Origin of the sequence: Pedobacter sp. KBW01, assembly GCF_003852395.1 — a bacterium.
GTDB lineage: Bacteria > Bacteroidota > Bacteroidia > Sphingobacteriales > Sphingobacteriaceae > Pedobacter.
In genome coordinates, this window is the sequence record NZ_QAJQ01000009.1 from 66,669 (window position 1) to 84,025 (window position 17,357).

16 protein-coding genes and 1 tRNA gene are annotated in these 17,357 nt (G+C 38.8%); 12 read left to right on the forward strand and 5 right to left on the reverse strand.

Features of this window, described 5'->3' with window-relative positions; translation table 11 throughout:
• Positions 1-65 precede the first annotated feature (65 nt).
• From DBR40_RS27005 to DBR40_RS10110, 3 genes are all read left to right on the forward strand, one after another.
• Complete coding sequence (locus tag DBR40_RS27005; RefSeq protein WP_233603855.1) at positions 66-230, forward strand: hypothetical protein; 165 nt, start codon at positions 66-68, stop codon at positions 228-230.
• Between the two features lie 32 nt (positions 231-262).
• The gene (locus DBR40_RS10105; RefSeq protein ID WP_124559630.1) at positions 263-478 is read left to right on the forward strand and encodes a hypothetical protein; all 216 of its coding nucleotides are present in this window, start codon (positions 263-265) and stop codon (positions 476-478) included.
• A gap of 132 nt (positions 479-610) precedes the next feature.
• Positions 611-829 (forward strand): PspC family transcriptional regulator, encoded by a 219-nt coding sequence (locus tag DBR40_RS10110; RefSeq protein WP_124559631.1) that lies wholly within the window; start codon positions 611-613, stop codon positions 827-829.
• 120 nt (positions 830-949) lie between these two features.
• Here DBR40_RS10110 and DBR40_RS10115 read toward each other — a convergent pair whose 3' ends face one another.
• Positions 950-1,606, reverse strand: a complete 657-nt coding sequence (locus DBR40_RS10115; protein ID WP_124559632.1) for an ankyrin repeat domain-containing protein — start codon at positions 1,604-1,606, stop codon at positions 950-952.
• Positions 1,607-2,071: 465 nt separating this feature from the next.
• Between DBR40_RS10115 and DBR40_RS10120 the strand changes: the two genes are divergently transcribed.
• From DBR40_RS10120 to DBR40_RS10140, 5 genes are all read left to right on the forward strand, one after another.
• Positions 2,072-4,672, forward strand: coding sequence for an FtsK/SpoIIIE family DNA translocase (locus tag DBR40_RS10120; RefSeq protein ID WP_124559633.1), 2,601 nt, complete (start codon positions 2,072-2,074; stop codon positions 4,670-4,672).
• Positions 4,673-4,735: 63 nt separating this feature from the next.
• On the forward strand, positions 4,736-5,386 hold the full coding sequence (locus tag DBR40_RS10125; protein WP_124559634.1) for a LolA family protein: 651 nt from the start codon (positions 4,736-4,738) through the stop codon (positions 5,384-5,386).
• Positions 5,387-5,692: 306 nt separating this feature from the next.
• On the forward strand, positions 5,693-5,965 hold the full coding sequence (locus tag DBR40_RS10130) for a hypothetical protein (RefSeq protein ID WP_124559635.1): 273 nt from the start codon (positions 5,693-5,695) through the stop codon (positions 5,963-5,965).
• Between the two features lie 123 nt (positions 5,966-6,088).
• Positions 6,089-7,000 (forward strand): alkaline phosphatase family protein, encoded by a 912-nt coding sequence (locus DBR40_RS10135; protein ID WP_124559636.1) that lies wholly within the window; start codon positions 6,089-6,091, stop codon positions 6,998-7,000.
• A 49-nt stretch (positions 7,001-7,049) separates the two neighbouring features.
• Positions 7,050-7,814: an MBL fold metallo-hydrolase gene (locus tag DBR40_RS10140; protein ID WP_124559637.1), complete on the forward strand. Its 765-nt coding sequence runs from the start codon at positions 7,050-7,052 to the stop codon at positions 7,812-7,814.
• Between the two features lie 222 nt (positions 7,815-8,036).
• Here the strand turns inward: DBR40_RS10140 and DBR40_RS10145 are convergent.
• The 3 genes from DBR40_RS10145 to DBR40_RS10155 all read right to left on the reverse strand — a co-directional run bounded on the left by DBR40_RS10145 (position 8,037) and on the right by DBR40_RS10155 (position 9,759).
• Positions 8,037-8,120 (reverse strand) — tRNA-Leu (locus DBR40_RS10145).
• Positions 8,121-8,380: 260 nt separating this feature from the next.
• Positions 8,381-8,842 carry a DsrE family protein gene (locus DBR40_RS10150; protein WP_124559638.1) on the reverse strand — a complete coding sequence of 154 codons (462 nt, stop codon included), beginning with the start codon at positions 8,840-8,842 and terminating at the stop codon, positions 8,381-8,383.
• Positions 8,843-8,850: 8 nt separating this feature from the next.
• On the reverse strand, positions 8,851-9,759 hold the full coding sequence (locus tag DBR40_RS10155; RefSeq protein ID WP_233603846.1) for a c-type cytochrome: 909 nt from the start codon (positions 9,757-9,759) through the stop codon (positions 8,851-8,853).
• Between the two features lie 540 nt (positions 9,760-10,299).
• Between DBR40_RS10155 and DBR40_RS10160 the strand changes: the two genes are divergently transcribed.
• Entirely contained in the window at positions 10,300-11,973 is a 1,674-nt protein-coding gene (locus tag DBR40_RS10160) for a two-component regulator propeller domain-containing protein (protein WP_124559639.1), read from the forward strand.
• Positions 11,974-12,383: 410 nt separating this feature from the next.
• Here the strand turns inward: DBR40_RS10160 and DBR40_RS10165 are convergent, their stop codons facing one another.
• A complete protein-coding gene (locus DBR40_RS10165) occupies positions 12,384-13,235 on the reverse strand; it encodes a hypothetical protein (RefSeq protein WP_124559640.1) in 852 nt (283 codons plus the stop codon).
• A 990-nt stretch (positions 13,236-14,225) separates the two neighbouring features.
• Between DBR40_RS10165 and DBR40_RS10170 the strand changes: the two genes are divergently transcribed.
• Genes DBR40_RS10170 through DBR40_RS10180 form a run of 3 tightly spaced genes read left to right on the forward strand, consistent with a single transcriptional unit; the run spans position 14,226 to position 17,152 of the window.
• Positions 14,226-15,278: a sensor histidine kinase gene (locus DBR40_RS10170; protein WP_124559641.1), complete on the forward strand. Its 1,053-nt coding sequence runs from the start codon at positions 14,226-14,228 to the stop codon at positions 15,276-15,278.
• Positions 15,279-15,302: 24 nt separating this feature from the next.
• Positions 15,303-16,451: a TlpA disulfide reductase family protein gene (locus DBR40_RS10175; protein WP_124559642.1), complete on the forward strand. Its 1,149-nt coding sequence runs from the start codon at positions 15,303-15,305 to the stop codon at positions 16,449-16,451.
• The gene (locus tag DBR40_RS10180) at positions 16,448-17,152 is read left to right on the forward strand and encodes a LytR/AlgR family response regulator transcription factor (protein ID WP_124559643.1); all 705 of its coding nucleotides are present in this window, start codon (positions 16,448-16,450) and stop codon (positions 17,150-17,152) included. The genes DBR40_RS10175 and DBR40_RS10180 overlap by 4 nt, the downstream gene beginning before the upstream one ends.
• Positions 17,153-17,357 lie beyond the last annotated feature (205 nt).

Below are 17,357 nucleotides of genomic sequence, written 5' to 3' on the forward strand. Positions count from 1 at the left end.
TTGCCTATGGAAAATACACCGATACCCCATTTTACCAGAGCAGGGCAATAAAATTATTAGAAAGTTTGTCCGCCGAAGAAAACGCTATAAAAAGTAAATTTTTGGCAGCAGGAGTTCAAATTGAAAGTGCATTTGCATCGCAAGGTATTTTACAATTGAAAAAACAATATTGCGACCAGAAAAAATGTTTAACTTGTGGTATTGGTATTAAGATTTTAAAACAGGCTTAAACAAAAAGATTTACCCTAACCGTTTTATAATTATGGAATTTCCGCACGAATTAAAAGAACTTTATCCTAATCAGATTATAGAAGTTAGGGGCAATGCTGATGCCTTAACGGTTATTCTGGATAAAGACGTTGACCTGCATAAATTTAAGGCCGAACTGGTTAAGAAATTTTCAGGACTGGAAGAACAGCAGATTCTTTTTATCAAACATGAAGATAAACAGGATTTCGAAAAGCTGATTTTAGAATAATTAGAAACCGATTTTACCTGTTTAACCAATTATTATTTATAAATTAGAATAAGAAAACCAATGTTATAGCGTTGGTTATTTATTATTTTATCTGTTGATATGATAATTAAAGCGTGTTAAAATAAGCTTAAAATGTTTCAAAGAATTATAACCTATTTTGAGCAGCAGAGTTTTGGTGTTTCTACTTATCTGGCTAACAAGCTACACATGAGCACAGCAAAAGTCCGCCTGTTTTTTATTTACTCGTCTTTTTTGGCTGTAGGTTTTCCCATACTATTTTATTTTCTGGCAGCCGTGGTTTTGGACATCAGAACCTATATGAAGCGCATGAGGCTAAGGGTTTGGGAGTAGTTTTCAGTTGGCAGCTCTCAGTTCATAGTTTGCAGCTCTCAGTTCATAGTTTGCAGTTTCCAATACGCAGTTTGAAGTTCTAAGTTCGCTATTTTCTACTATAGGTAACTGAAAACTAATTTAATCGTCGTCTCTCAAAATTTCAGCAATTTCGTTAAAGCCTTTCTCTGCAGCTAAATCGGCAGGTAATTTTCCGCCTTCCATGCGCAACGAAACTTCGGCGCCATGCTCCAGCAATAAAATAATAAGCTCAATATTGCCCAGTTGCGCAGCAGTGTGTAAAGGTGCCAGGCCAGCTTTTTGGCAAACGTTAGGGTAAGCCCCGGCTTCTAAAAGCATTTTGGTAATGTTAAAATTGTTTGCCGCAACCGCCGAGTGGATGGGGAAAACATTGAATCCGTTTTTCGAAGCTAAATTTACATCAGCACCTTTTAATACCAAAAAGCGGGCTAAATCTTCATGCCCGAAATAGCAGGCCAGGCCCAGCGGTGTAAAGCCATCATCCGAGAACTCGTTAACACTCTCGGGTTTTTGAAAAATCAATAGGGTAGCGGCATCAAATTTACCAACTGCGCAGGCTTCGAACAGGGTAAGCTGATCAACAAATTCTGCAATTAAATCGGCAATCTCCTGCTTTTTATAATAGCAGGCCAATAATAATGGCGAAATGTGGTGCGATGTATCGGTAACGGCCAATCTGGGGTTTTGTACCAAAATTTCCTTTACAGCATTTAAGTTGCCGGCTTCAATTTGTTCTTCTAGCTGCGTTATACCCATAGTATTGTATAAAAAATCGACTTAAATTAACAAAAAATAAATAATTATCTAATTTTCTAAGAAACTGTTTAAAAATGAATAAAAAATTCAAAGGTCTATCAAGTGGGTGAGGGCACCTACCACTAAACGGGTGTCTTGGGCGGTGTCTACACCGTTCATTTGATATTTTGCAGAAATTAAAAAGTTCCTATGGTTTGTTGACAGCGATTTTAAATGTATTGCTTTAAAAGCTAAGCGCATAAAAAATCCCGTCTCACCTCTCCAGGTCAAACGGGATAAAACCTAAAACAAAATCCGTTTCATTTATGATAAAACGTAACAACTTGCGTGTTGTTAAAATAATAGACTATATTTTTTGTTTAAGGTTTAATATCCCAACGAATATTTTTATTTAATTTAATGGGGAATAGAAAACTCGTATCAGTTATTTTATATTTGTTGATCAAAAAATACTTAGGATAGAAAATGTCGGCAAGGGGTAATCAGTTTAAAACGAACACATTCAGAGATAAAGGTGCTGAAAATGCATCGGGCAGAGGGACATCAAACCGCCAGCCAAAAGAAAAAAGGGAGTTTCTGCCCCGTTTCGACCTGTCGGATGGACGTGCAGTAAAGATTTTGGGACTGTTCTTTGTAATCCTTTCCCTTTATTTTTTAATTGCCTTTACTTCTTATTTATTTACCTGGCAGGACGACCAGAGTTATGTAATAGATGCAAATGGCGGTTGGGGAAATTTATTTAAAACAGCCGAAGAACTAAAAAATGCAGGGGTAACCACTCCGGTAGTGCAAAACTGGCTGGGTAAATTTGGTGCTTTACTATCGCACCAGTTTATTTACGAGTGGTTCGGTATTGCCTCATTCTTATTTGTACTAGCCTTTTTTATTATTGGCTACCGCTTATTGTTTAAAGTTAAAATCCTTTCTATCTCAAAAACATTAGGCTACAGCTTTTTCTTTTTGTTATTTATTTCACTAACCTTAGGTTTTGCACACAGTTTCTGGTCAGAATCGCCTCATTACCTCGAGGGTGAATTTGGTTACTGGTGCAATAAATTATTGGCCGCGCAAATTGGTGCTGCCGGTGTTGCAGGTTTAATTGCCTTTGCCGGTTTAACCATTTTAATTATTGCCTATAACATCGATTTTAAATTCCCTGAGCGTAAAGAAAAAGAAGTATACCTCGATTCGGAAGTACCTGATTTTGTAAACGAAGTGAGGTCGCAGCATGCAGGCAGAGAAAATGTTTACGAAGAGCCTTCAGAACCCATTGAATTTCCGGTGCGCGAAAAGCCACTTGGCAATGAGCGTAAACCACAAAATGTAACCTTACAGCCTAGCCGTTTCGAAGAAAAAGAACCCGAAGAAGAAGTAACCCCTCCGGTAATTTTATCGCCTTTGGCTACCAACTTGCCATTAGCCGGTGCAGCAGCAGCAGCGGCCATGCCTTTGGTTGTTGAGCCTACTGTAGAAGAAGAAAAAGAACCTGCTTTTACCATCGAGAAAACAGAAGAAGAAATTAAATCGGATGATTTGGTAGAACAGTTTGGTAATTATGACGAGAAGCTCGATTTATCGGGCTACAAATACCCAACGGTTGATTTATTGGAAAACTACGGTACCAACAAAATTTCGGTAAATGCCGAAGAACTGGAAGCCAATAAAAATAAAATTGTAGAAACCCTTAACCATTACAATATCGAAATTGATAAAATTAAGGCTACAATTGGTCCAACCGTTACACTTTACGAAATTATCCCGGCGCCGGGTGTGCGGATTTCGAAAATCAAGAACCTGGAAGATGATATTGCCCTATCGCTGGCTGCTTTAGGTATCCGTATTATTGCACCAATGCCGGGTAAAGGTACAATTGGTATCGAAGTGCCAAACCAGCACCCTGAAATGGTGCCGATGCGCAGCATTTTAAATACGGAGAAATGGGTACAAAACACCATGGATTTACCAATTGCCTTAGGTAAAACCATCAGTAACGAAGTATTTATTGCCGATTTGGCTAAAATGCCACACTTACTGGTAGCAGGGGCAACAGGGCAGGGTAAATCAGTTGGTATTAACTCTATCCTGGTTTCGCTTTTATTTAAGAAACACCCGGCACAGTTAAAATTTGTACTTGTCGATCCGAAAAAGGTAGAGTTAACCCTTTTTAACCGTATTGAAAGGCACTTTTTAGCTAAACTACCGGGCGAGGCCGATGCCATTATTACCGATACAAAGAAAGTAGTAAATACTTTAAACTCGCTTTGTATTGAGATGGATCAGCGTTACGATTTGTTGAAAGATGCACAGGTAAGAAATTTAAAAGAGTATAACGATAAGTTTATCAAGCGCAAGCTGAATCCAAATAATGGTCACCGTTTCTTACCATTTATTGTTTTGGTAGTAGATGAGTTTGCCGATTTAATGATGACGGCCGGTAAAGAGGTAGAAGCGCCAATTGCACGTTTGGCTCAGCTGGCCCGTGCCATTGGTATTCACCTGGTATTGGCAACGCAGCGTCCATCAGTAAATATTATTACTGGTACCATTAAAGCCAACTTCCCGGCAAGGTTAGCCTTTAGGGTTTTATCAAAAATCGATTCGCGTACCATTCTCGATAGCGGTGGTGCCGATCAGCTGATTGGTCGTGGAGATATGCTTTTATCAACGGGTAGCGACTTAATCAGGCTACAGTGTGCTTTCGTTGATACACCAGAGGTTGATCGTATTTCGGAGTATATCGGTAACCAGCGTGGTTATTCAGATGCTTATCAGTTGCCAGAATATATAGATGAAGCAGGTGAGGGTGGCAAGGCCGATTTTGACCCGAATGAGCGCGATAAGTTTTTTGAAGATGCTGCGAGGCTGATTGTAATGCACCAGCAGGGTTCAACTTCATTAATTCAGCGTAAACTGAAATTAGGCTACAACCGTGCCGGCCGCATTATCGACCAGCTGGAGGCTGCCGGAATTGTTGGGCCGTTTGAAGGAAGTAAGGCCCGCGAAGTTTTATATCCCGACGAATATTCTTTGGAACAATTCTTGAATAGTATGGATAACAAAGATTAGATTAAACCAATACCAAAAAATCTACTCTAACGTTACAAAAGAAAGAAAATTAAAAAAGAAAAGATGAAGAAATTAATTTCAGCATTAATGGTTGTAGTTGCTTTTACAACATCAACTTATGCTCAAACTGATGCGAAAGCTAAAGAGATTTTAGCTGAGGTAAGCAAGAAATACAAATCGTACAATGTAGTTAAAACAGATTTTACTTTCACTTTGGATAATCCAAAAGCTAAAGTAAAAGAAACCCAGCAAGGTACCTTATATGTTAAAGCCAACTCTAACAAGTATAAAGTGGCTATGACCAACCAGGAGTTGTTTAGCGATGGCAAAAGCCAATGGACTTACCTTAAAAAAGATAAAGAAGTACAGGTAAGCAACGTAGATAACAGTGGCGATGCCATTAACCCTGCTAAAATTTTTACGGTTTACGAAAAAGGATTTAAATACGTGTACACTGGTGAAGAAAAAGCAGGGGCTAAAACTTACCAAATGATTGATTTAACGCCGGCTGATGCTAAAAAATCGATCTTTAAAGTGCGTTTAAGCATCGATAAAACCGCTAAGCAAATTGCTAATGTAGTATTGTTCGATAAAAACGGAAACAAATACACTTACAACGTGAGAACTTTTTCGCCAAATGTAAATGTACCAGAAACTACCTTCGCTTTCGATGCCAAAAAATATCCTGGTGTTGAAGTGGTAGACTTAAGATAATTGTTATCTCCGCAAATGCGGGATGAAACCTGGAGGTTCAGTTGGAAACAGCTGAACCTTTTTTTATGCGTTATGCCAATCCGATTACATTTTCATTCTGTGCGGAGTCGAAGGACCTTCACCATTCCATGTCCTCCATCGTCATGCTGAATTTATTTCAGCATCTCTTATTTTTTATCATTAATCTTTTTATAGTTATGATTTAAATTTGTTAACCTTTATCGAACACCCTCCCACAATTAACCAGTTAAAATAATTAACCATTTATTCGCCGCAAACTATTTCTTATTGTTTACATTTGTTCTAATGTCATTGCCACTTACCAACAATACTTTAGAGAAATTAGAAACCTTACTTTTTGCAATGGGTTATAAAGTCCGTTACGAAAAAGGAAATTTCAGAACCGGATCATGCCTGTTAGAACACAATAAAGTAATTGTGGTAAACAAGTTCTCCAATCTGGAAGGTAAAATTGCTGCCCTGGTAACGCTGGTAAAACAAACTACTGCCGATGAAAACCTGCTGGATGAAAAACAGCGTCAGTTTTACCTCTCTTTACAACAAACCGAATTATTTTAACATATAGGCTGTTACGCAAGCTTCCAATGTAAAAATATTATTCTTCCGTTTAGTTTTACTAAATTTTGTTTACTTATTTTGTTTTGTAATCGTTAGTTTTGACATTCACCAGAACAAGAAAAAATGAATCTCTTTAAACACACATTTTTAGCCGTTTTATTAATTGCTGCAATGGGCAGAGCTACCGCACAGCAAGCGCAGCGGGTAGTTATTATTGGTTTTGATGGTTTTAGCGCCGAAGGTTATAAAGCTATTAAGCATCCCAATATCGATAAGCTTTTTGCCGATGGGGTTATTTCGGTAACTACAAGACCGGTAATGCCATCAGTAACATTACCCAACTGGACCAGCCATTTGACCGGATCGGGGCCAGAAGAGCATGGTGTAACCAATAACAGCTGGACGGTGGCCAAGCATGAACTCGAACCGATAGATAAAGATGCGGAAGGTTATTATCCTTCAATATTTAAGGTATTGAAAGAGCAGGTGCCCAATGTTAAAACGGCCTATTACTGGAACTGGCTGGAGCTGGTAAATTCGATGAATAAAAAATACCTGGACGAATCGGCTTTTGAAGAAAAGGATGCCTATACCCAAAATTATGAGAAGGCCGTTAATTTTATGGATGCGAACAGAAAGAACCCAACGCTGGTTTTCCTGTACAGTGTGCACACCGATCACGCCGGCCATGGTTTCGGTTGGATGGGTCCCGAATATATTGCTGCGGTTGAAAAGGCCGATGTTGCAGTAGGCGATTTAATTAAGGCCTTGCAGGCGAAAGATCTGTTTAAGAATACTCACTTTCTACTCATTACCGATCATGGTGGTATAAATAAAGGACATGGAGGTACAAGCATGCGCGAAATGCAGGTGCCCTGGGCTGCAGTTGGACCTAAAATAAAGCAATTGGGTTTAGCCGATTTTTACAACAGCAATAAAAATACTGCGCTGGTTGTGGCCAGACTGTTTAATGTTAAAGAAGATAAACTGCCAAAATCATGGACAGGTGTTGCTCCAAAAGTGATATTTAAATAAAAAGCTTTAAATTGCAGCAAAATAGCCCGTTCACTTTTATAACTGCAATTTGAAGATCACATTTTTAGGCACAGGTACATCACAAGGCGTTCCCGTAATCGCTTGTAAATGCGACGTTTGTCGTTCAACAGATAAGCGGAATAACCGTTTAAGAACATCTATTTTAATTGAAACGGCCGATAAAACCATTGTGGTAGATAGTGGCCCTGATTTTCGTTACCAGCTTTTGCGCGAGAAAGTTGAAAACCTCGATGCGGTTTTGTTTACGCACGAACATAAAGACCATATTGCAGGTTTAGACGATATCAGGCCCTTTAATTATTTATTGCACAAAGTTATTGATGTATATGCCACCGAAAGGGTACAAACTGCATTAAAAAGGGAGTTTTACTACATTTTTGCCGAAAAGAAATACCACGGTTTACCACAGATTAACCTGCATACGGTAACCAATGATGAAGATTTTAAAATAGGAGAGACTACCATAACGCCTTTTGAAGTGATGCACCATTTGTTGCCCATTAGTGGCTACCGCATTGGCGACTTTACTTACATTACCGATGCCAAAACAGTTTCGGAAGAAAGCTTTGCAAAAATTAAAGGCACGAAAATATTGGTGATTAACGCTTTGCAAAACGAGGCACATATTTCGCATTTTACGCTTGGCGAGGCCAGGGCATTTGCAGAGAAAGTGGGCGCAGAGATAACTTACCTTACCCACATTAGCCATAACCTGGGTAAACATGCCGATGTGGAGCAAAATCTGCCTGATTCGATCCGTTTGGCTTATGATGGGTTAAAAATAGAATTGTAAATAATTGTTTCCGCTCTTTAAGTTATCGTGTGGACACATCTTTTTAAATTTCCTTTACACTATCCGTCATTGCCAGCTTGACTGGCAATCTTAATGCAGTAAAAACGCTAGTGATACCTGCTTAAGGCTTTATTTAGCTTCGGTGAGCAATATTTGGTCGAATTACCAGGCCGTTACCTTGCTATAAAAAACAAAAGAGTTTGGTAAAAACCAAACTCCTTGTACCCAGAAGCAGATTCGAACTGCCACGCCGTTGCCAGCGCCACCCCCTCAAGATGGTGCGTCTACCAATTTCGCCACCTGGGTTTGTGCTGCAAATATATCATTTGAAATGAAAAAAATGAGGTATTTATAAAAATATTGCGATTTAAGTTAAATCCTTTTTTGTTTTTAATTGATGTTGATATGGAAATGCACATGCCACATTGCGGGTGCCAGGAGGATGAAAGCGATCATGCGTACATTTATTGTTTTTTGCAAACCTAACCCATGTCTTTATAGTCGTACCAGCTTTTGCTTTGGCACCTTTAATGGGAGTGTTAGTTATGATAGCTGACATGGTATGTTTAAGGATGTATAATGGCCCAGCCTTGCTGCTGACGGATGATGAGCTCTCCATTTCCACTGGGAACAAAAGAAATAAAATCAAAGAGTTCGTCTTTTGAAATGTTTCGCTCCCTCAGCGTGTTTTCGCACTCTGCCAGAATTACGCCTGCCTTTTGCAGCGCGAGCAGCTGCTGCTCGTATGCCGAACCTTTCTTAAATGCGGCTACACCAGCACCATGTACAACCAGTTCAAGCTCCAGTTTTCCTTTTAAACGCGGGTCTTCAAGTGAATTCGCAATATTCTTTAATGTACCCATTATTTTTTTGTCATCATCAGTGTTGAGCTGATAAACCGCTTTATAATGTTTAGCTGTTGCTACTGCTCCGTGAAAACTTTTGGGGTCGGTTTGCTTTTGCTGGGCAGATAAATTTAAGCTTAAAAAGCTGAATACCACTATCGGGAGTAATTGGTAATTTTTCATGTTGTTGTTTATAAATTTTTAAGATGGGCTTTTTTAATGGGATTAAAAGGGCCGTATTTATGTTGTACTTCGGTAAATTGATCCGTATAGGGCCCAAAGGGAAAGTCTATTGGCTTTTTCGAATTATCCGACCAGTCGCTGTGCTGATCTTTATGGGGTCGCGACTGGCTGTTTACGAAGGCCGCCAGGTCCCACGATTCTTCATCGTTGAGCAGCTGGTTTTTATAACTGGCGCCATAAGGCATATTATTTTTAATGTAACCCGCAAAATTTGAAAGCCTGTAAAGACCGGCTGCATCATTGTAACTATCTGGTCCCCATAAAGGCGGATAGGTGAATGTTTTTTTGCCTGCAGCGGGCAGGCCTTCGCCATTACGGCCGTGGCAGGAAACGCATTTAGCCTGATAGATCAATTTTCCTTTTAAGGGATCTGCTGCCCGCATCATAAAAGTAAGTTTTTGGATACCACTACCCTGAGGCGAAATTCCTTTTTTTACATCACTTCCCAAAAAACTGATATAGGCAATCATGGCTTTCAGCTCCCTGCTTGTACTATCGGGCGCTGTACCATTCAGGCTTCTCTCAAAGCAATCTGAAATGCGTTTAACTATGGTTTCTTTTGTGCCCGACCTGGCCCTGAATTTGGGGTAGGTAGAAAATACAGCCGCGTAATTGTTCCCAAATGGTTTAGTTCCTGCATCCAGGTGGCAGTTTTGACAGTTCATGCGGTTGCTGTGCCTGCCTACTGTACCCTCGGGCCCGAGATATTTGGCTGTGTTGGCAATCAGTTCCCGGCCATAACTCACCAGTTCTTTCTCCTGCGGATCGTTAATGGCAGCTACATCAGGCGATTTCCAGATTGACGCCGGTTGGCTATCCTGCTTTTTTTCTTTCCGGCTAGTGTTTCTTTCAATCAAAAATGAAGCATGTTGGTTTGTCCTTGTTAAAACTAAAGCTATAACAAGGCCTAAAAGTATCACCATAAGGATGCTAACCCTAATTAAATTTTTGCTGATCTTTCGTTGTAATTCTTCCATTCGCTGCTGGCCAATATGATTGGGATACAAAATAATGGCTAATCTCTGCATCTTCGGTTAAAATTCCAATTTCTTATCTGCAATTACTTATTGGCTGTTTGTTTTCTTAGTTATCCGTAGAACTCCTGCGGAAGACTGCGGACAGTTAGGTGTCAGGCTTCTCTAAGAGAATCGTCACTGCGAGAGGTCAGTTTTTAAAAACACAGGAGTTGGAATGACAAAATCAGCCCAAAGGGGATCGTAATTTCGAGTGGAGTGCAACGCAGTCGGGAACAACGTAGTGTACATTTAAGCTACCACGCTGCATGTAACCACTTTATTTACAAAATTTACATTATTATTTACAATCCAAATTCGTTGCAGCGAAGCATATCAAGGTAGATTTGTTGAATCAATGCTATAGATCAATAAATAAAAATTATGAAATACATACACGTATATGCTTTGTGCTTAATGTCTGTTTTGCTCACTGCCTGTGCCCAAAGGCAAACCAAGGTACCAACAGGCATCAACCAGAGCGCTGTCGGCACCGAGATTAAAAACATAGGGCCTAACATCATGGTTCGTAATATCAAAAAAGGCAGCAATGGTACCATTTTAATTGCTGGTCCCAACAACTTATCATATGGAGATGTTTTTCGATACGATGCCCGCCTGCCCGAAGGGAAGGGGAAAACTTTTACTAACCTTAGCAGTAAAATAGGTTCGCACCGGTTCTGGGATGTTTTGGAAGACCGGCAGGGAAATATCTGGTTCACCACTACCGATTCGGGCGTTTATTATTACAACAATTCGGCTGCGCTCAGTGCAGGCACTAAATCCATTCAACATTTTACTACCAAAGATGGGCTTGCCGATAACCGGGTGATGAGTGTTTATGAAGATAAGGCCGGCGTTATTTGGTTCGGCACCGGGGCCGGTATAAGTCATTACGATGCCAGCCTGCCGAAAGGGCAATCTTTTCGGAATTTTAAATCTCCAAACGCCCCGCTTTTTTATAAAGACGCACACTTGAATAATGATATCACTACCATCATTGAAGATAAAACCGGCAAATTGTGGGTTGGTACAAGGGGCGATGCCTTTGTTTACGACGGAAAAAAATATACCACTTTAACCCATAACGGCCAACCCTTTCTCGATGTTTGGAGTATAATGGAAGATAAAAAAGGCAATATTTGGCTCAGTGGTTTCAACGGCTTTAACGTAAGCCAAACCGGTGGCCTTTGGCGTTATGACCCTTCAACTGGTGGTACCTTTACTAAAGTATCGCAACGAGGAGCTTATGCCATCATTCAGGATAAAGCAGGAAACATCTGGACTACCGGTTCGGTAAATCCGGCTAATGCGCGTGTTCAGGCACTTACCCGTTACGATGCAAAATCGTTGTATAGTAAGCAACCCGTTGTAACCGAAATCATGTCGGGCAAGGCTTTCTTTGGACTTTTAGAAGCTAACGACGGAAGTATTTGGTTTGGAGATGCCACCGGGGTGTATCGTTATGCAGGGCAGGGGAAACCCATTACCGACTTTTATAGTAAAGTGGGGCAGAAAAAATATAGCATAGATACCAAACAAAGTGCTATTGTATGGCAAGCATCTATGTATTTGGGTGGATGGGAAGGCACTAAGTTAATTAGTGATGGTTCGAGTACGGGTAACGTAGCTATATTAAAAGGAGAATTGTCTATCGAAAACAGTGAGCTGGTGGGCGGTGCGGTAGATGTTGACATGAATACCATTAAGCAAATATTTGAAGATGAAGGGCCGCACAATAAACTACCTGATTTTTTTGATGTCAAAAAATTCCCTGTATCTACATTTGCCATTACGAAGGTCGAAAGCGGTAATCATGAAAATATAAAAGTTACAGGGAAGCTCACCATCGAAGGTATTACGAAGACAGTTACTTTTCCTGCCCAAATGTATTTTAAAGATGGTATGGACGGAACTGTAGAGATAAATGGTGCGTTGATTCTTAACCGAACAGATTGGGGTATCTATTATCGATCAGAAAAGCGCTTTGATGAGTCTGGCGACCTAACCATTTCGAACCAGGTTAAATTCTTTATCAAAATCGTAGCAAAAAAATAATAACCAAAAAACGCTTAACGCCAAGACTCAATCAATCGTCGGGATTGCTTTGGGCTAAGCAAAAGCCTTAACAAGAAATTGTTAAGGCTTTATTTTTTATCGGTATTGCTAAATTGGCAACACATTATTGCTATCGTTAATCCGGAGTTAGTTTTATGGATATCACTAAAGTATATGCCTATCAGATAATGGGGGGATTTAATTGTAATATGAACTTTAGGTGCTATGATTTAGATTCGAGAGTGCAAAAAACACTATGATTGTTGCCAAAATCATGAGTCCTAAAAAGAAAGCATCCGCTTTTAGTTTGCCAGTATTATTCTTTTTAATATCTCTAATGATATCATTTATCTTTTTGGCAAAAGATATCACAATAAAAAAACCAAAAAGAAAATAAGCTATGTTCATATTTAATGTTGTTGTATGTGGTCAGTAGCGTAAAGACAGAAGCCAAAGCTGGCTATAGTAATTGCGACTCCAATTGGGCCCAATACCTTTTTAGCTACGGTTCCAAAGGCTTTTTTCATTAATGGAATAGACCATGTCGACAAGGTAGACTGGCTAAGCGCATATAGGATATCTACTCCCAAAGCAGCTACTGCGCAATTAATGTAATCCTGTGCATTTAATTTCGCATTAGCTGTGCTGATAAAAGGATTATAGTTTTTAGTGATTTCTACTGGTGCCTGTGTTTCGGCCCAGGTTAATCCAATTACGAATGGAACCAAATCTTGCTGGGTACCGTTATGTTCTGCTATCATATCGGTAATATCATTGGGTGTAAACCCTTTTGCATACAAATATTGTTTTGCCTCCAATATTACAGGGTCTAGTGCCTGATTAATAGCTTGAACATCGACAACTATTGTATTTCCAGAATTGGTTGGTGTTGGCTCATATTGTACGGTTCCGTCTGTAGCATACAATAGTTCTGCTAGCTGTGAAACGTTGTTGACTGCCTGGATCGGATAAATTTCAGGATTTGTGCCAGGAGGATAGTCGACATATATGGGTTCATAAACCGGATTATTGGGATTTTCAACCATCAGTTTTCCCTTCCCACCGCCGATCTGGGATTTATTATTTAATGCATAGGCGCCAAAGGCAGTACTTCCCACCTTCTCTTTCTGTGTTTTCAGGGCATTCATAAAACGGGTTCTTGCCAGGCCGTGGTCGTCTTTTACGAGGTCATTTTTTTTACAGGAATCAAAGACAAATACGCATACAAATGCAATGGCGTAGAGCACAGACATTGCGAACATGCCTTTGAAAATTTTTTTCGCAGGCTGCAACAGAGTGTTAATAATTCTCATTTTTAGAATTCGATTAATTTAGATTAATAATGATTAGTTCCAGGGTAGTGTTGAGTCAATTCCCCATTATCTGATGGTTCAAATGTAGTTAAGGATGTGTGTAAGCGGTAGCGTTAAATTAAGTCAATGCTAAATTTTACATCAACCCTATGAAATCTTACACGAATCTCTAAAGAATTTTACATCAATCCCCCATTACTCAAAAATACGCAAGGCGACTAAACTAAAGGAAGGCCAAAATAAACTGGTAATTTTTTGCATGACTTTAAGGGAGCTCGTTGGGATTACGGGTAAGGCGCTGCCACTTCTTTTAGCTGTTTACCCTTCAAGGCTATCGGAGTATTTATTCGATTGAATTTAATAAAATTATTAGCTATAATGCTCCAAACATGGTTGTTCTGTTAAACATAGTTTAGATAAGCATTCCTTTTTAGCCCGAAAAGAAAAACATTAATTGAATTGATTATTAGCATTAAAAGGAAAAAAGCTTAAAAATCAGTTAAAAGCCAGTATATCTACTATTGGTGAAATTCCAATTAATGTATAAATAATAAACCATAATCGGATTTTAGCCCATCCGATGAAAATATTTTGTGACAATTTTTTCTGTGACAAAAAAAACTGTCACAGAAAAAAGGGCCACAACTTTGTGGACAAATTTTAACGGACATAAAAAAGTGCCACAGTTAAAATGGTCACAACGCTGGCTGAAATAACAAATTGTGGTGAAAGATGCGCTGATCATTAATGGAACAGATTGGGGTAGCGTTTGGTGTTTGCCAAACGCTGCTTTGTTAAATGGTATCGGTTTATATTCTTCCTTAAAAAAGTACAGCCGCTACTTATTTTATTACTCACCACATATTTAATAGCACTTGCCACATTAATTATATATTATTCTTTTAGTTTGCGTCCTTTGATCCGAACCAAAAGAAATATATGTTAGCCGCTTTTAAAAAATTACTGATAAACTGGATTGCCCACTTTTTAATTATGTGGATTGCAATTACTGCATTTACGTTAATTCCTTATTTGTATCATGTACATATCTGGGGTAATTACATCTACAATACCGATGGTACTCCTGTAACAGGTTGGCAATATGCTACCAATTTAAATAGTGATTTATTCGTTGTTGCAATTTTTATCTTTTTGACTGAAGTAGTAAGGCAATTTCTTTTTAAAAAGCGCCATTTCATTGTTTTTATAGCAGGATGTTTATTAACCGGAATGATCTCATGTGCAGGAATTGTTTATTTACGTCCGAACGTTTTTAAGCAGCAAGGTAAACTTTCTGCTGTTGAACCTATTTTATATATAGCAGTTTATGCTTTTGTTTATACAATAGTGAGAGATTATTACCTTCAAAATAGAAATAAAAAGTTGCAAAGAATCCAGCAATCAGAGAATGAATTGCATGCTTTAAAGGCCCAGCTAAATCCACATTTTCTATTCAATGCCTTAAATTATCTTTACGGTACCGCTTTAAAAGAAAAAGCACCCAATACCGCCCAGGGCATTGATACCATGTCGGATATGATGCGTTACACTATACATGGAATGCAAGAAAATTTTGTTCAACTTGGGGATGAACTGAAGTTTATGGAAAACTATCTCAAACTTCAGCAGCTACGCTTACCCATAAAAGATAATATCAAAATCAGCAGTCAAATTGATTCTGATGATCATCATAATCAACAGAAAATAGCACCGCTATTGCTGCTGCCTTTTATTGAAAATGCTTTTAAATACGGTATAAGTATAGATACACCCTGCGAAGTTCGGATAAAGATTGTTGTGGATAAAAACGAGCTGCACATGGAAGTGTTTAATACCATTGTTCAGAACCGTACAGAGGTTAGTGGCAATAATACAGGAATAAAAAATACAATTAAACGTCTCGATCTTCTTTATCCGGATAGTTATCGCTTAGATCATCAAAACACCGGTTTAGCTTATAATGTTTCATTTAGGTTGAAACTCAGTTCTTAAACACATCATTCAATTTTCGTAATCATGCTTAAAAAAGTAATGTTACTGCTTTGCGGTGCAGCAGTTCCCCTTATGTCTGTAGCTCAGACCAAAAATTCGTTATTTACAGTTAAAATAACTGCAACAAAAATGCCCGCAATGGCTAAAATTTACCTGCTATACCAGGTAAATGGTAAAAAAATAATCGATTCTGCAATGCAGACTAATGGCTTGTTTGTTTTTAAAGGTAATATAGATAGACCAAGGTATAGTACCCTTGTTTGCGATACTAACAATATTGGTTTATCGGGAATGATTAAAAAACAACACGATAAACCAGATTTATTGCGCATGTATACTTATCCGGGGCAGGTAGTGTTAAAAACCTCAACCCCTTTAATTGCAGATGCAGGTTTTGTAGGGAAGGGCATCAATGCTGATCATTTTAAACTGGAACAGCTGCTTAGCCCGGTTTATGCAGCAATCGACAAGATCAGTAATTTAGCCGAAACAGCTCATGAGCCAAAAAACTCGCCCTTGAACATTAAATTAGATAGTTTAAATTTGGTTAAGCAGGCTATCAGGCGGAAATTCGTTATCGATAATCCAGACAGCTTTATCGCCTTAGTTGCATTAAATGACTATGCCGGAATCTCGCCTGATGTTGCAGTTATTGAACCCATGTTTAACAGGCTTTCTTTAAGATTGCAACATACTCCATCGGGCAAAGAATTTCGGAAATTTCTTTCGGATCAAAAAGCCCTTAATCCAGGTGCAATGGCTCCTGTTTTTGTTCAAAATGATACAGCCGGCAATCCTGTTAATTTGACCTCATTTAGGGGTAAATATATATTGATTGATTTCTGGGCTTCCTGGTGCGGCCCTTGCAGAGCTGCCAATCCTGAGCTTGTTAAAATCTATAATGAATTTAAGGATAGAAATTTTACTATCTTGGGTATTTCTCTTGATGGTGCGGATGCAAAAGATGCATGGTTAAAAGCAATAAAGAACGATGGGTTAAGCTGGCCCCAGGTTTCGGATTTGAAGCATTGGGAAAATGAGGTGGCCAAGCTTTATAGTGTCAGAAAAATTCCACAGAGTTTTCTCATTGATCCCAAAGGTGTAATTATAGCAAGAGATATTGAACCGAAAGAACTAATGAAGAAGCTTAAACAAGTATTACTGATAAAATGATCAAAGTAATTGCAGTTGATGATGAGCCTGTAGCGCATGATATTATTCGTGCCCATGCCGAAAAAATACCTTTTATTTCGCTCGATGCTACGTTTTTGAGTGCTACAGATGCATTGGTTTACATTAAAAATGAGCGGGTAGATTTAGTGTTCCTTGATATTGCTATGCCCGATGTTTCGGGTATTGAATTTGCCTCGATGATAAATCCTGAAATTCTGGTCATTTTTACTACCGCTTACCCCGAATATGCATTAAAAGGTTTTGAGTTGGCTGCAACAGATTATTTATTAAAGCCTATCAATTTTACCCGCTTTTTAAAGGCTTGCCAGCTTGCCGAAATGAGACTTCAGGTGCACGATATAAAAAAAAGGGATAAAGAGCAGTCGTTATTTGTAAAGGATGGATATGACTGGGTGCAAATAAAGTTTAGCAACCTGGTTTATGCCAAAGCTGAAGATAATTATGTTGATTTGCATGAAACTGGTAAACATACCCTTACACGCATTACCTTGACTGAATTGCAGGGAAAACTGCCCGCAGATCAGTTTTTACGGGTTCATAAATCGTTTATAATTTCCAGACAGAAAATTGAACGGATTGAGAAACACCAGGTAATTGTGGCAGGGAATAAGATTCCCTTATCCAAATTATATAGAGATCAGCTCCTGCAAAATCTGGGAGGAGAATCATCGGTTAATTAACGTTTTCAACACGAAACTGGGTGGCAGGGTGGAATGGTGCTGATGATTAATAGAACAGATTGGGGTATTTGTTATAGATCAGAAAAGTAATATCGTTAATGCGGAGTTGATAATTTATTTATAAACAATTACAAAAATAGAAAGCTAAAGATCACTCTAATTAGTGAAATAAAAACTCCATTCAAGTTAAAAGAATACATCGATA